General features: G+C 72.2%; 10 protein-coding genes. 8 read left to right on the forward strand and 2 right to left on the reverse strand.

What is annotated here, in order from left to right; genetic code table 11:
- The first annotated feature begins 11 nt into the window (after positions 1 to 11).
- The 5 genes from ACWDR4_RS22375 (at position 12) to sucD (ending at position 7,746) form a co-directional block, all read left to right on the forward strand.
- On the forward strand, positions 12 to 2,783 hold the full coding sequence (locus ACWDR4_RS22375; RefSeq protein ID WP_450410877.1) for a DUF5682 family protein: 2,772 nt from the start codon (positions 12 to 14) through the stop codon (positions 2,781 to 2,783).
- Positions 2,780 to 3,955 carry a VWA domain-containing protein gene (locus ACWDR4_RS22380; RefSeq protein ID WP_450410879.1) on the forward strand — a complete coding sequence of 392 codons (1,176 nt, stop codon included), beginning with the start codon at positions 2,780 to 2,782 and terminating at the stop codon, positions 3,953 to 3,955. The genes ACWDR4_RS22375 and ACWDR4_RS22380 overlap by 4 nt, the downstream gene beginning before the upstream one ends.
- A gap of 131 nt (positions 3,956 to 4,086) precedes the next feature.
- The gene (locus ACWDR4_RS22385; RefSeq protein ID WP_450410880.1) at positions 4,087 to 4,941 is read left to right on the forward strand and encodes a hypothetical protein; all 855 of its coding nucleotides are present in this window, start codon (positions 4,087 to 4,089) and stop codon (positions 4,939 to 4,941) included.
- A gap of 720 nt (positions 4,942 to 5,661) precedes the next feature.
- Positions 5,662 to 6,840, forward strand: coding sequence for an ADP-forming succinate--CoA ligase subunit beta (gene sucC / locus ACWDR4_RS22390; protein ID WP_450410882.1), 1,179 nt, complete (start codon positions 5,662 to 5,664; stop codon positions 6,838 to 6,840).
- 21 nt (positions 6,841 to 6,861) lie between these two features.
- Entirely contained in the window at positions 6,862 to 7,746 is an 885-nt protein-coding gene (sucD, locus tag ACWDR4_RS22395) for a succinate--CoA ligase subunit alpha (protein WP_450410883.1), read from the forward strand.
- A 557-nt stretch (positions 7,747 to 8,303) separates the two neighbouring features.
- On the opposite strand, the gene ACWDR4_RS22400 is transcribed toward sucD, so the two are convergent.
- A complete protein-coding gene (locus ACWDR4_RS22400) occupies positions 8,304 to 9,326 on the reverse strand; it encodes a helix-turn-helix domain-containing protein (protein ID WP_450410885.1) in 1,023 nt (340 codons plus the stop codon).
- 97 nt (positions 9,327 to 9,423) lie between these two features.
- On the opposite strand from ACWDR4_RS22400, the gene ACWDR4_RS22405 reads away from it, so the two are divergent.
- Positions 9,424 to 11,157 (forward strand): cell division protein PerM, encoded by a 1,734-nt coding sequence (locus tag ACWDR4_RS22405; RefSeq protein WP_450410886.1) that lies wholly within the window; start codon positions 9,424 to 9,426, stop codon positions 11,155 to 11,157.
- A gap of 36 nt (positions 11,158 to 11,193) precedes the next feature.
- Here ACWDR4_RS22405 and ACWDR4_RS22410 read toward each other — a convergent pair whose 3' ends face one another.
- Positions 11,194 to 11,997 (reverse strand): hypothetical protein, encoded by an 804-nt coding sequence (locus ACWDR4_RS22410; RefSeq protein WP_450410887.1) that lies wholly within the window; start codon positions 11,995 to 11,997, stop codon positions 11,194 to 11,196.
- Between the two features lie 315 nt (positions 11,998 to 12,312).
- On the opposite strand from ACWDR4_RS22410, the gene purN reads away from it, so the two are divergent.
- Positions 12,313 to 12,942: a phosphoribosylglycinamide formyltransferase gene (gene purN, locus ACWDR4_RS22415; protein ID WP_450410889.1), complete on the forward strand. Its 630-nt coding sequence runs from the start codon at positions 12,313 to 12,315 to the stop codon at positions 12,940 to 12,942.
- Between the two features lie 17 nt (positions 12,943 to 12,959).
- Positions 12,960 to 14,531, forward strand: a complete 1,572-nt coding sequence (gene purH / locus ACWDR4_RS22420; protein ID WP_450410957.1) for a bifunctional phosphoribosylaminoimidazolecarboxamide formyltransferase/IMP cyclohydrolase — start codon at positions 12,960 to 12,962, stop codon at positions 14,529 to 14,531.
- The last annotated feature ends 173 nt before the right edge of the window (positions 14,532 to 14,704 follow it).

Below are 14,704 nucleotides of genomic sequence, written 5' to 3' on the forward strand. Positions count from 1 at the left end.
AGGGGGCTGGTGTGACGGACGTCGAGGGGGAGGGCCGTGGTGGGAGGTCCGGCGGCGGGCCGCTGCTGCTCGGTGTGCGGCATCACGGGCCCGGGTCGGCGCGGGCGGTGCGGGCCGCGTTGGCGGCGGCGCGGCCGGCGGTCGTACTGATCGAGGGGCCGCCCGAGGCCGACGCCCTGATCCCGCTGGCCGCCGACGAGGACATGCGCCCGCCGGTCGCCCTGCTGGCCCACGCCGTGGACGAACCCGGCTGCTCGGCGTTCTGGCCGCTGGCCGAGTTCTCCCCGGAGTGGGTGGCGATCCGCTGGGCCCTGGAACACGGGGTCCCCGCCCGCTTCATCGACCTTCCCGCCACGCACACGCTGGCGTGGGGGAGCGAGGAAGAGAAGGAGGGGGGAGAGGAGGGGGACGGAGGCGGCGATCCTGCCTCCGACTCCGACTCCGACTCCGATGCTGATGTCGATGCCGAGGTGCGGGTCGATCCGCTTGCCGTGCTCGCGCGGGTCGGCGGTTACGACGATCCGGAGCGCTGGTGGGAGGACGTCGTCGAGCACCGGGGGGTGGGGGAGGGCGGCGCGTTCGCTCCCTTCGAGGTGCTCGAAGAGGCCATGGGTGCGCTGCGGGAGGTGTACGGGACCGGGGGCCACGACCGGGATCCGGTGCGGGAGGCGTACATGCGGCTCCAGGTGCGGGCGGCGCAGCGGGAGTTCGGGGACGCGGCGGTGGCCGTGGTGTGCGGGGCCTGGCATGTGCCCGCGCTGCGGCGGAAGGGGGCCGTCGCCGCCGACCGGGCGCTGCTGAAGGGGCTGCCCAAGGTCAAGGTGGACGTGACCTGGGTGCCGTGGACGCATCGCAGGCTCGCGCGGGCCAGCGGGTACGGGGCGGGCATCGACTCGCCCGGTTGGTACGGGCATCTGTTCGGGGCGCGGGACCGGCCGGTCGAGCGGTGGATGACCAAGGTGGCCGGGCTGCTGCGCGACGAGGACAGGATGGTCTCCTCGGCGCATGTCATCGAGGCGGTGCGGCTGGCGGAGACGCTCGCCGCGATGCGGGGCCGCCCGCTGCCTGGGCTGACCGAGACGACCGACGCCGTGCGGGCGGTGATGTGCGAGGGGTCGGACGTACCGCTGGCCCTGGTGCAGGACCGGCTCGTTGTCGGGGACGTGCTCGGGGAGGTGCCCGAGTCGGCGCCCGCCGTGCCGTTGCAGCGTGACCTGACACGGCTTCAGCGTCGGCTGCGGCTCAAACCGGAGGCGCTGGAACGGGAGTTGGAACTCGACCTGCGCAAGGAGACCGACGCCGCGCGCAGTCGGCTGTTGCACCGGCTGCGGCTGCTCGGCATCGGCTGGGGCGAACCCGCGGCGTCGCGCGGCAGCACCGGTACGTTCCGGGAGACCTGGCGGCTGCGGTGGGAGCCGGAGCTGGCGGTACGGGTCGCCGAGGCCGGCGTGTGGGGGACGACCGTGCTCTCGGCGGCGAGCGCCAGGGTGGAGGCCGACGCAGTCGGCGCGGGTTCGCTGGCCGACGTCACCGCACTCGCCGAGCGCTGTCTGCTCGCCGAACTGGCCGACGCGCTCCCCGTGGTGATGCGCGTCCTCGCCGACCGCGCGGCCCTCGACGCGGACGTGGGCCACCTCGCCCAGGCCCTGCCCGCGCTGGTCCGCTCCCTGCGCTACGGCGACGTACGCGGCACGGACACCCGGGCGCTGGCCGAGGTCGCGGCGGGCCTCGCCGAACGCGTCTTCGTCGGCCTGCCCCCGGCCTGCGCCGCGCTCGACACGGACGCGGCGGAGGAGATGCGACGCCATGTTGACGCGGTGCACGGGGCGGTGGGGTTGCTCGGCGAGGCGGCGAGCCCGGCTCCGGCCGGTACGGAGTCGGCGGGGGCTGCGGGCGTCGTCTCGGTGGGTGCCGTTGGGGAGACCCCTGCGGGTGCTTCCGAGGAGAGTGCCGCGAGCGGTCCGGCGGCTACGTCGGCTCCTTCCGGTAGGTCTGTGCCCCCTTCGGCCGCTGTTCCGGGTAGTGCCGAGACTCCGGGGGCCGCTGACGGCGTTGTCTCCGTTAGCGCCTCCGAGGGGGCTCTTGCGGGTGCTCCCGGGGCCACGTCGGCTTCTTCTGACGCCCCCGCGGAACCCTCAACCGCTGCTCCAGAGAGCGGCCCCGCGGATGGCCGTGCGAACCCTGCGGCGGACTTTCCCGCGCCGGGACACGGCAGCCAGTTGCGGCAGCGCTGGCACTCCGTGCTCAGGGTTCTGTCCGGGCGGGACAGTGTGGCCGGGGTTGTGCGTGGGCGGGCCGTGCGGTTGCTGTTGGACGACGGGGAGTTGGCGCAGGACGAGGCGGCCGTGCTCATGGGGCTCGTGCTGTCGCCGGGGACGGCGCCGGGGGACGCGGCCTCGTGGATCGAGGGGTTCGTCGGGGGCGGCTCCGGGGGCGGGATGCTGCTAGTGCACGACGGACGGCTGCTCGGGCTGGTCGACGCCTGGCTGACCGGGGTGCCGGCGGAGGCGTTCACCGATGTGCTGCCGTTGCTGAGGCGCACCTTCTCGGCGTACGAGCCCGGGGTGCGCAGAACGCTGGGGGAACTGGTCCGGCGTGGTCCGGGCCAGCGGGGGAGCGCGGTTGCCGGTGCTGCCGGTGTGCCGGGCTTCGCGCCTGACCTCGACGCCCGGAGAGCGGATGCCGTGTTGCCGGTGCTGCGGCTGCTGCTGGGGGCCGTGGCGGTGGCGGGTGTGGGGGCCGGGGGGCTCGACGACAACGACCTTGTGGGGGTGGGGACATGACGACGGTGACCGAGTCGGTGGATCCGGCACAGGAGCGGCTGCGGCGATGGCGGCTCGTGCTCGGGGGCGACGCGGCGGACGGTACCGGGTGCGCGCTCTCCGGGCAGGACGCCGCCATGGACGGGGCGCTCACCGCGCTGTACGGCAGAGGGGACGGGGCCAAGGGGCGGGCGGGGCGGGACCGTTCGGCGGGGCTCGGGGCGTCCGCGCCGTCGGTCGCGCGCTGGCTCGGCGACATCCGGACGTACTTCCCGTCGTCCGTCGTCCAGGTCATGCAGCGGGACGCCATCGACCGGCTCGGGCTCTCCACGCTCCTGCTGGAGCCCGAGATGCTGGAGGCGGTCGAGGCGGACGTCCACCTCGTCGGCACGCTGCTCTCCCTCAACAAGGCGATGCCGGAAACGACGAAGGAGACGGCACGAGCCGTTGTACGCAAGGTCGTTGAGGACCTCGAGAAGCGGCTCGCCACGCGGACCCGGGCCACGCTCAGCGGGGCGCTGGACCGCAGCGCCCGGATCAGCAGGCCGCGCCATCACGACATCGACTGGAACCGCACGATCGCGGCCAACCTCAAGCACTACCTCCCGGAGTACGGCACGATCGTGCCGGAGCGGCTCATCGGCTACGGGCGGGCCTCCCAGTCGGTGAAGAAGGAGGTCGTCCTCTGCATCGACCAGTCCGGGTCGATGGCGGCGTCGGTGGTGTACGCGTCGGTGTTCGGGGCGGTGCTGGCGTCCATGCGGTCGATCGACACACGCCTCGTCGTCTTCGACACGGCGGTCGTCGACCTCACCGACCAGCTCGACGATCCGGTGGACGTGCTGTTCGGTACGCAGCTCGGCGGCGGTACGGACATCAACAGGGCGCTCGCGTACTGCCAGTCGCAGATCACCCGGCCCGCCGAGACGGTCGTCGTACTGATCAGCGACCTCTACGAGGGCGGCATCCGCGACGAGATGCTGAAGCGGGTCGCCGCGATGAAGGCGTCCGGGGTGCAGTTCGTGACGCTGCTCGCGCTGTCGGACGAGGGGGCGCCCGCGTACGACAGGGAGCACGCGGCGGCACTCGCGGCGCTGGGCGCACCGGCGTTCGCCTGTACGCCCGATCTGTTCCCCGACATCATGGCCGCGGCGATCGAGAAGCGCCCGCTGCCGATACCCGACACCGAGTGAGGCGGGGGCGGCTTCGGTCGGCAAAAGGGACATGAGTGCGCATCGGTAACGGGGGACTTGCGCGACCTCGGGAGGGGCGTGCGAGGATCGGCGCCCACCCCGTCTTGCCGCCGCCCGGGAGACCTCTCCTCTTGAACTGGCCAGCCGCCCTGTCCATTGCCGTACTGCGCGTGACGCGTACGGCGGCGGGGCGGCGTGCGCTGCAAGTGGCGGTGCTGGTGGGCGGGTTGTTCGTGTTCGGGTTCCTCTGCGGGGAGCGGGCGCATGCGGCGGAGGGTGCGCCGCCGGTTCCGGGACAGGTCCAGCGGCAGGTCCAGGATCAGGTTCTGCGCGTGACGGATTCGTTGACCGAGCCGGTCGAGCCGGTCGAGCCGGTTGTGCCGTCCGCTGTTGAGGACACCGTCGACAAGGTCGTACAGCCGGTTGGTGGACTGGTGGAGACCGTCACCGAGGAGCTGGCGGAGGTATCGGCGGAAGTGCCGACGTTGCCTGTGCTTCCGGACCTCCCGGACCTTCCCGTGCTTCCGGGTGTGCCCGCCTCGCCCACCGTCCCCTCTTCTCCTGCCGCGCCAGTTTCTCCTGCGTCGCCGGCCTCCCCCACTTCTCCCTCTTCTCCCTCGTTGCCGGAGAAGACCCTGCCGACCACCGTTCTCCGGACGCACCAGGGCGGAGTTGCCTACGGGCCCCGGTTCGCCGTTCGGTCGGTCGTGGACAGCGGCAGTGTCGCGCAGGGCGGCGTACGCGTCTCGCGGGTGACTGTGCGGCAGGCGCCCGGTGGTCTGCCGGGCGGGATGCCCAACGGGGCGCTAGGTGAGCGGGCGGTCGTCGATGCCGGCGGCTCCCGGCATGGTGGTGGGCACGGCGACGCGTATGCCGTCGCGTTGAGCCAGCGGGCGCCGGTGCGGCTCGTGCCGGGGGTTTCCCCGGTCGCCGCCGGTGCCGAGGTCCGGGACAGGTACCGGGCCGTTCCTGTCTTCCCCGGTTAGGGCCGGGCTCCTCCTCCGTTCCGTCGCCGTGCGCGTGAATCCGCGCCGTGCGTGAACGGAGCCTGCGGTTACTGCGGTGACTGCGGCGACTGCACGGAGTGCCAGTCCGGTGACCCCGACTTTCGCGGCACCCGGCCTTCGCGCAACCGACTCCAGCGCAAGCGATCTCAGCGCAGCCGGTGTCCGCACGCACGACCTCAGTACACCTGACCTCCGCACACCTGACCCCTGCACGCCCGACTTCCGCACGCCTGACGTGCGGATCTTTCGGACTCCGCCAGGAACAGCCTCGTACGGCCGAATGCCATCGGTCCGGGCGGGGCGGGCCCGGCGGACGGCGGTGAGCGGCTCCCAAAGGGGTGGGGACCGCTTGCCGGAGGACCGTCAAAGCCGTTGGCGGGCCTTCCAGAGGCCTCACCGGGCCTACCCCAGCCCGGTGAGGCCTCACCTTTGCACCCGTAACCGCATCAAAGACCCTCCCGGGCGCCCTCACGAGGGTCGGCGGGCGGCCGTGAATGGCACTCTGTGACAGGTATCACCGCTCAGGTGTGATTCCTGATTTAGGGACCTGCGGGGTGCGGCGATAACCTGCGAGACGGACATGCCGCGCGCTCGGACACCGTGTGCGCCACCCTTGTGACACAGCGGACGTCACGTTGCCCTTCGCGGCACGCCCACGCATCCAACGAACCGCGAGATCACTGATAGGGACGGACGCGCGTGGACCTGTTCGAGTACCAGGCGAGGGACCTCTTCGCCAAGCACGGTGTACCGGTGCTGGCCGGTGAAGTCATCGACACGCCTGAGGCGGCGCGCGCGGCGACCGAGCGCCTGGGCGGCAAGTCCGTCATCAAGGCGCAGGTGAAGGTCGGTGGGCGTGGAAAGGCCGGCGGCGTGAAGCTCGCCGCCACCCCGGACGAGGCCGTCGCCCGCGCGACGGACATCCTCGGCATGGACATCAAGGGCCACACGGTCCACAAGGTGATGATCGCCGAGACCGCGCCCGAGATCGTCGAGGAGTACTACGTCTCGTACCTCCTCGACCGCACCAACCGCACCTTCCTCGCCATGGCGTCCGTCCAGGGCGGCGTGGAGATCGAGGTCGTCGCGGAGGAGAACCCCGAGGCCCTCGCGAAGGTCCCGGTCGACGCCAACGAAGGCGTGAGCATCGAGAAGGCCCGTGAGATCGTCGCGCAGGCGAAGTTCCCGGCCGAGGTCGCCGACCAGGTCGCCGAGATCCTCGTGACCCTGTGGGACACCTTCATCAAGGAGGACGCCCTCCTCGTCGAGGTCAACCCCCTCGCCAAGGTCGCCTCCGGCAAGGTCATCGCCCTCGACGGCAAGGTCTCCCTGGACGAGAACGCGGAGTTCCGCCAGCCGGACCACGCCGCGCTCGAGGACAAGGACGCGGCCAACCCGCTGGAGGCCGCCGCCAAGGCCAAGAACCTCAACTACGTCAAGCTCGACGGTGAGGTCGGCATCATCGGCAACGGCGCGGGTCTCGTCATGAGCACCCTCGACGTGGTCGCGTACGCCGGTGAGAACCACGGTGGCGTGAAGCCGGCCAACTTCCTCGACATCGGTGGTGGTGCTTCCGCCGCCGTCATGGCGAACGGCCTGGAGATCATCCTCGGCGACCCCGACGTCAAGTCGGTCTTCGTCAACGTCTTCGGCGGCATCACCGCGTGCGACGAGGTCGCCAACGGCATCGTGCAGGCGCTGCAGCTGCTCGCGGACAAGGGCGAGGAAGTCTCCAAGCCCCTCGTCGTCCGCCTGGACGGCAACAACGCCGAGCTGGGTCGCAAGATCCTCTCCGACGCCAACCACCCGCTGGTCCAGCGTGTGGACACCATGGACGGCGCGGCCGACAAGGCCGCCGAGCTCGCGGCTGCGAAGTAAGGAAGAGGGACAGACACAGCCATGGCTATCTTCCTCGACAAAGACAGCAAGATCATCGTCCAGGGCATGACCGGTGCCACGGGCATGAAGCACACCAAGCTCATGCTGGCGGACGGCTCCAACATCGTCGGCGGCGTGAACCCGCGCAAGGCGGGCACGTCCGTCGACATCGACGGCACCGAGATCCCGGTCTTCGGCACGGTCGCCGAGGCGATCGAGAAGACGGGCGCGAACGTATCGGTCCTCTTCGTACCGCCGGCCTTCGCCAAGGCCGCGGTCGTCGAGGCGATCGACGCGGAGATCCCGCTCGCGGTCGTCATCACCGAGGGCATCGCCGTGCACGACTCCGCCGCCTTCTGGGCGTACGCGAAGTCGAAGGGCAACAAGACCCGGATCATCGGCCCGAACTGTCCTGGTCTCATCACCCCGGGTCAGTCGAACGCCGGCATCATCCCGGGCGACATCACGAAGCCGGGCCGTATCGGCCTGGTCTCGAAGTCGGGCACGCTGACGTACCAGATGATGTACGAGCTGCGGGACATCGGCTTCTCGTCGGCCGTGGGCATCGGTGGCGACCCGGTCATCGGCACCACCCACATCGACGCTCTGGCGGCCTTCGAGGCCGACCCCGACACCGACCTGATCGTGATGATCGGTGAGATCGGTGGAGACGCCGAGGAGCGCGCTGCGGACTTCATCGCGAAGAACGTGACGAAGCCGGTCGTCGGTTACGTGGCCGGGTTCACCGCGCCCGAGGGCAAGACCATGGGCCACGCCGGTGCCATCGTCTCCGGCTCCTCCGGCACGGCTGCCGCGAAGAAGGAGGCCCTTGAGGCCGCCGGCGTCAAGGTCGGCAAGACGCCGACCGAGACGGCGAAGCTGGCCCGCGAACTCCTCGCCGGCTGACCTTTCGTCGACGGTACTGAGCTGAACCTTTGTGGGCCCGTTCCCTTTGCCGGGGGCGGGCCCACTGGCGTTGGCGCAGGTGCCGTGGGCTGCCGGGTTACCCGGAGTCGGTGGCTGTGCCCACCCGTTCCGCCCCAGCGGAACGACTGCCCACAGCCGGGCGGGCGGCTGGCCATGGCCGGGCGGGTGGCTGCCCATGGCCGGGCGGGCGGGGCGGTCCATGCCGGGCGGGGTGGGTGGGTGCGCAACGACTGCACGTAGCCGGGCCGGTGGGCGGGGTTGTCGGCTGTCGGGCGGGTGGTGGGGAGAGCCGCAGCCAGGCGGGGTGGGTGGGTGCAGAGTGGCTGCCCGAAGCCAGCCGGGCGGGATTGCGGGCAGCCGCGCAGGTCGTTGCCCGCAGCCAGGCGGGGCGGGTGCGGCCAACGACCTACCCACAGCCAGTCAGTCAGTCAGCCGGGAGGGCGGAGCGGGGGCGGTGCCGTGCCCGTGGCCGGGATGGTGGCCATGGCCGGGAGGGTGGTGGCCCTCGGCCCGGTGGCTGCTGCCGTGGCCGTCGGTCATCTCGCCTCCGGTGTCACCCTCTCCGGGCCGTTCTCCGCCTCGCCCTTCAGCTTCTTGCGGAGGGTCAGTTCCGTTCGGGACAGGGGGCCCGGGGCCGGGATCGGGGGGATTCCCTGGACTGTTGCGCCGGGGGCCACCTTCGGCTCGTAGTGGGTCGGGGCCGTGTGGAGGGTGAACGTGGTGGCGCCGATCAGGGCGATGGTGAAGGCGATGGCCGCGTGGGTCCAGTTGCGGGCTCGGCGTTCGCCGGCCGCGCGGACTGTTGACGGGCGGGCGGCGCGTAGGCGGGCGTGGGTCGCCAGGCCCGACAGGCGGGTCGAGAGGTCGGTCGGGTCCGTGAGTGACGAGATGTGCGCCGCTACCGTCTCGCGGGCGTGGAGGAGGCGGTTCGCCGTTGCCGGGGTGCTTGCTTCCGTCTCCGCCGCGGTCTCCGGCAGGCCGAGGCCCACGCCGTCGTACAGGAGCAGGGTGCGGCGGTACGGCGGGGGGAGTTTCAGGAGTACGGAGAGCAGCGCGCGGTCGGTCGGGTCGGCGGGCGGGGCCTCCGGGTGGCGGTGGCGGGCGCGGAAGCGGTGCCAGGGGGAGAGGGCCAAGTCGTACGCCGTGGCGCGGATCCAGCCCGCCGGGTCCGGGTCCACCGCCACCTCGGGCCAGCGGTGCCAGGCCAGCTGGAACGCCCGTTCGACGGACTCCCGCGCCAACTCCCGGCGTCCGGTGAGGAGATAGGTCTGGCGTACGAGGGCGGGGGCGCAGAACGCGTAGAGCGCGTCGAAGGCCTGATCGGGTGTCAGGACGGCCACTTCTTGCGCTGCCGTGTGCGTCGGTGCCGCCGCCAGCAAGCTTGCGTACGTCTGTGCCCTGCGTCCGCGTGGTGTCGTACGGCCGGTCTCCCACGCGCGTACCGTCTCGCGGCTGACGCCCACCCGTTCGGCGACCTGGGCCTGCGTCAGCGACTGGGACTCGCGCAGGCGTCGGCGCTCGCCGGGCGGGGGCAGCGGGATGGTGGGGCTCTGCGTCACCGGACACCCCTTCGGCCGTAAAAGTACATAAAACGTATATTGAGTGACACGTCGTAAGTTCGCCTGTTACAGCCGGAAAGCGCGTGTCGTTGGGAGCATGGCGCTCGTGACCCCTACGACCGGCCGTCGGCTTCCCTTCCCGCCTCTGCGCCTGCCCCTGTCCCCGCGCCCGCGCCCGCGCATCCGGGTCCGGGACCGGGTGCGTGACCGGCTGCGCGACCGTTCCCCCGGACTGGGCGCGGGTCTGCTCGGTGGCGCGGTCGCGGCCGGGCTCGGGCTCGGTTCGTTCGCCGTGCTCGTCATGGTGCTGTGGATCAGCTCGCCCTACCCGGACAGCGGACCCGACGGCGCCCTGCACATCGCCGCCGCCCTCTGGCTGCTCGCCCACGGCGCCGAACTGGTCCGCGCGGACAGCCTCACCGGCGCCCCCGCCCCCGTCGGCGTCACCCCCCTCCTGCTGCTCGCCCTCCCGGTCTGGCTGCTGCACCGCGCCGCCCGCGACGCGGCCGAGGGCCCGGAGGAGGAGGGCACGACGGGGGACGCGCCCCCCGTCCCCGCCCGCACCGCCTGGCTCGGCGTCGTCGCCGGGTATCTGGCCGTCGGCGGGGGCGTCGCGCTGTACGCGGCCGGGGGCGGGCTGCGTCCCGACTGGGCCTGGACGGCCGTATCCGTGCCGCTGCTCGCCATGGCGGCGGCGGGCGCCGGGGTGTGGTCGGCGTACGGCCGCCCGCGCGCGCCCCTCTCGCCACGGGTGCTGTATCTGCTGCCCAGGTGGGTACGCCGACGCGTCCTGGACCCGGAGGTGCGGGGCCGTGTCCTGGCCGTCCTGCGGGCCGCCGGGGCCGGTGCCGCCGTGCTCGTCGGGGGCGGGGCGCTGCTCGTCGCGGTGTCGCTGGTGGGGCACGGCGGGGCCGCCCGGGCCTCCTTCCTCCAGCTGACGGAGGCGTGGTCGGGCCGGATCGCCGTACTGCTGCTCTGTCTCGCCCTGGTTCCGAACGCGGCTCTGTGGGGCGCGGCCTATGCCCTCGGGCCCGGGTTCGTACTCGGCGCGGGCCGGGTCACGGGGCCGCTGGGCTCCGATCCGGCCCCGCTGCTGCCGCCCTTCCCGCTGCTGTCGGCGGTGCCGGACGCCGGTCCGGGAACCCCGCTGACCTGGGCGGTCGCCGGGGTGCCGGTGGCGGCGGGACTGACAGTGGCCTGGTTCACGGCGCGGGCGGCAAGCCCCGGGGCGGGGAGAACACCCTGGTCGGGCCGGCGTACCGTCGCGAATGCCGCCCTTGGCGCCCTCCTGTGCGCGGGCGCGCTCGCCGCGCTGGCCGCTCTGGCGGGCGGACCGCTCGGCAGCGACGCCCTCGCGTACATCGGGCCGGTGTGGTGGCAGACGGGCGCGGCCACGCTGGCGTGGACGGCGCCGGTCGCCGTACCGACAGCCGTGGGCCTGCGGGCGTGGCGGCTGCGCACGCGGCGCCCGAAGGCCACCGGAAACGGGACCGGCGCCAGCACGGGACCCGGCTCCGGCACCGACATCGGCACGCTCAAGCTGAGGCACTCGGCGGCGCCCGCCGGGACGAAGAAGCCGCACGAGACGGCCGCCACCACCGCCACCGCCACCGACGACGCCTACGAGGCGAGCGACCCGTACGACCCGTACGAGGCGGAGGCCGCCTACGACTTCCTCCTCGCCGACCTGCCGTCGCCCGCGTCGTCGCTCTCGCCCTGGTACGACACCGCGTCCCGCGAGGCCCGCTGGGCGGCGCTCAAGGAGGCGTCGGCGACACCGCCGCCGGAGGAGCCGGAGGAGCCGGAGGATTCGGAAGAGACGCAGTCGTAGCTGTAGCTGTAGCTGTATCCGCAGCCGTCGCCGTGGCTAGCTGTTCGTGCCGAACACGTCCCGCAGTTCCTTCGGGAGCAGGTCGTCGCACGCCTTCTGCGCGGTGTTCGTGAGGGCGTCGTTCGTGCACGTGTAGTAGTCGCGGTAGACGAACTGGAGGCTGAACGTCACGGCGACCATGGCGAGCGCCAGGGACGCCGTGACCAGCCCGCTGATCGCGGCCGTCCGCTGCTGCCGGCCACTGCCGGGCGCGCCCGGCGGCGGTGCCGGGGTGTCCGGGTTGGGGGTGCGGGGCTTGGTGCGCAGGGCGCTGATGCCCCAGTGCAGGGCGAGCGCGCCGAGCAGCAGTGCCACGTACGGCCAGCTGAAGAGGGCGAAGAAGAAGGCCCACATGCCGCACAGCAGTGCGTACCGCGCGCGGCGCTGGGCCGGGTCCGTCGGGTCCCAGCGCGGGTTGGTGCCCGGGCCGTCGCCCGGTCCCTCGGGGCCGCCCTGTCCGCCCTGGCGGCCGGAGCGGTCGCCGAAGCCGCCCGGGGAACGGCCGGGCTGCCGGTCGCTCCACTGGTTGCCCCACGGGGACTGCCCGTGTTCGCTGTCGCCGGACGAGTCGTCGCCCGCCGGACGCCGGGGCTGCCAGGGCTTGTCCGGGGTGCCCTCAGGCGGCGGGGCGAACGGGTTGTCGTCCTGGGCCGCGCTCTCCTGCCCGTCGCCGGTCGCACCGGTGTCGCCCTGGTCGCCGTTCTTCTTGCCCGAGGGCGCGTCGGGCGGCGACGCGGGGCGCTCCCGCAGCAGCACCGACTGCGGGGTGAGCGTGAGGAGTCGCAGGCTGCGGTCCGACATCAAGTGAGCGTCTTCCCCTTGTTGATTACACCGTTGGTCACAGCGTCGTTGGTTACGGCTTCGGTTGGAGCCAGGGCTTCTTCGGCGTGAGCCGTCACCCAGTGAACGCACCGTATGACGAGCGCGTTCCCGGGCCGGCCCCTCCCAGACGCTACCTTCCGGCCACGCCCCCGTCCCGTGGGGGCTGTCCGGAGTGCCGGTATCGTTGCTGGCGGTCGGCCGCTTCGTAGGCTTCCCCGTATCCGGGGGCGCGAAGCATTCGTATGAACACACGAGCCGCCCGCACAAACCGTTCCCCCGAGAAAGGGCCCCGCCGTGGCCGAGCCCCAGGCCGCCAAGCGCCTTGTCGTGCTGGTCTCCGGATCCGGTACGAATCTTCAGGCGCTCCTCGACGCCGTCGCGGCCACCGGCGCCGCGGCCTACGGGGCCGAGATCGTCGCCGTCGGGGCCGACCGGGACGGTATCGAGGGGCTCGCGCGCGCGGAGCGGGCCGGGCTGCCGACCTTCGTGTGCCGGGTGAAGGACCACGGCACCCGGGCCGAGTGGGACGCGGCGCTCGCCGCTGCGGTGGCCGCGTACGAACCCGATCTGGTCGTGTCCGCCGGGTTCATGAAGATCGTGGGCAAGGAGTTCCTGGCCCTGTTCGGCGGGCGGTTCGTCAACACGCATCCCGCCCTGCTGCCCAGTTTTCCGGGGGCCCACGGCGTTCGCGACGCGCTCGCGTACGGCGCCAGGGTCACCGGCTGCACCGTCCACTTCGTCGACGACGGCGTCGACACCGGACCGATCATCGCTCAGGGCGTGGTGGAGATCCGGGACGAGGACGACGAGAGCGCTCTGCACGAGCGCATCAAGGAAGTCGAGCGAAGGCTGCTCGTCGATGTCGTGGGGCGGCTCGCCCGCAACGGCTATCGCATTGAGGGACGAAAGGTAGTTATCCAGTGACCGCCGACATCGCCGACATCACTGTCACGGCCGAGAGCGACAAGCGGGCCCTTCGCCGGGCGCTCGTCAGCGTCTACGACAAGACCGGCCTGGAAGAGCTGGCCCGTGGCCTGCACGAGGCGGGCGTGGAACTCGTGTCCACGGGATCGACGGCCGGGCGTATCGCCGCCGCGGGCGTCCCCGTCACCAAGGTCGAGGAGCTGACCGGCTTCCCCGAGTGCCTGGACGGCCGGGTCAAGACCCTGCACCCCAAGGTGCACGCGGGCATCCTCGCCGACCTGCGGCTGGAGAGCCACCGCGAGCAGCTCGCCGAACTGGGCGTCGAGCCCTTCGACCTGGTCGTCGTCAACCTCTACCCGTTCCGCGAGACGGTCGCCTCCGGCGCCTCGCCCGACGAGTGCGTGGAGCAGATCGACATCGGCGGCCCGTCGATGGTCCGCGCGGCGGCCAAGAACCACCCGTCGGTGGCCGTGGTCACCAGCCCGGCGCGCTACGCCGACGTCCTGAGCGCCGTACAGACCGGCGGCTTCGACCTCACCACCCGCAAGCGGCTCGCGGCCGAGGCCTTCCAGCACACGGCGTCGTACGACGTGGCGGTGGCGAGCTGGTTCGCGAGCGCCTACGCGCCCGTCGACGAGTCGCAGTTCCCCGACTTCCTCGGCGCCACCTGGGAGCGCGAGAACACCCTGCGCTACGGCGAGAACCCGCACCAGCCCGCCGCCCTGTACGTCGACGGGACGGGTGGCGGCCTGGCCAAGGCCGAGCAGCTGCACGGCAAGGAGATGTCGTACAACAACTACACGGACACGGATGCCGCCCGCCGTGCCGCGTACGACCACGCCGAGCCCTGTGTCGCGATCATCAAGCATGCCAACCCGTGCGGGATCGCGGTCGGTTCGGACGTCGCCGAGGCGCACCGCAAGGCACACGCGTGCGACCCGCTGTCGGCGTTCGGTGGCGTGATCGCCGTCAACCGGCCGGTGAGCAAGGAGCTGGCGGAGCAGGTCGCCGAGATCTTCACCGAGGTCATCGTCGCGCCGGACTACGAGGAGGGTGCCCTCGAAGCGCTCGCCAAGAAGAAGAACATCCGGGTGCTCAAGGCGGCCGGCGCGCCCGCCAACCCCGTCGAGGTCAAGCCCGTCGACGGCGGTGTGCTCCTCCAGGTGACCGACCGGCTCCAGGCCGACGGCGACGACCCGGCCAACTGGACCCTGGCGACGGGCGAGGCGCTGAGCGCGTCCGAACTGGCCGACCTCGCCTTCGCCTGGAAGGCGTGCCGGGCCGTCAAGTCCAACGCGATCCTCCTCGCCAAGGACGGCGCCTCCGTCGGCGTCGGCATGGGCCAGGTCAACCGCGTCGACTCGGCGAAGCTGGCGGTCGAGCGGGCGGGCGAGGAGCGGGCCCGGGGCGCGTACGCGGCCTCGGACGCGTTCTTCCCGTTCCCGGACGGCCTGGAGGTCCTGATCGACGCCGGCGTCAAGGCCGTGGTCCAGCCCGGCGGTTCGATGCGGGACGAACTCAGCATCGAGGCCGCGAAGAAGGCGGGCGTCACGATGTACTTCACGGGGACGCGGCACTTCTTCCACTGAGCCGTACGACTGAGCCGTACAGCGGTGATGTGAACGGGCTTGCAGGTAGGCGACCTGCGGGCCCGTTTTCCGTGCGCGTCGCGTTACGCGTCCGGCCTGCTGTTCCCGTGTCCGCCCTGGGACTTTGCAGGGTCCCTCTCCCGTCTCCGCCCTGGACCATGTGCCAGCAGCAA

It is taken from the genome of Streptomyces sp. NPDC000878 (genome assembly GCF_053599695.1).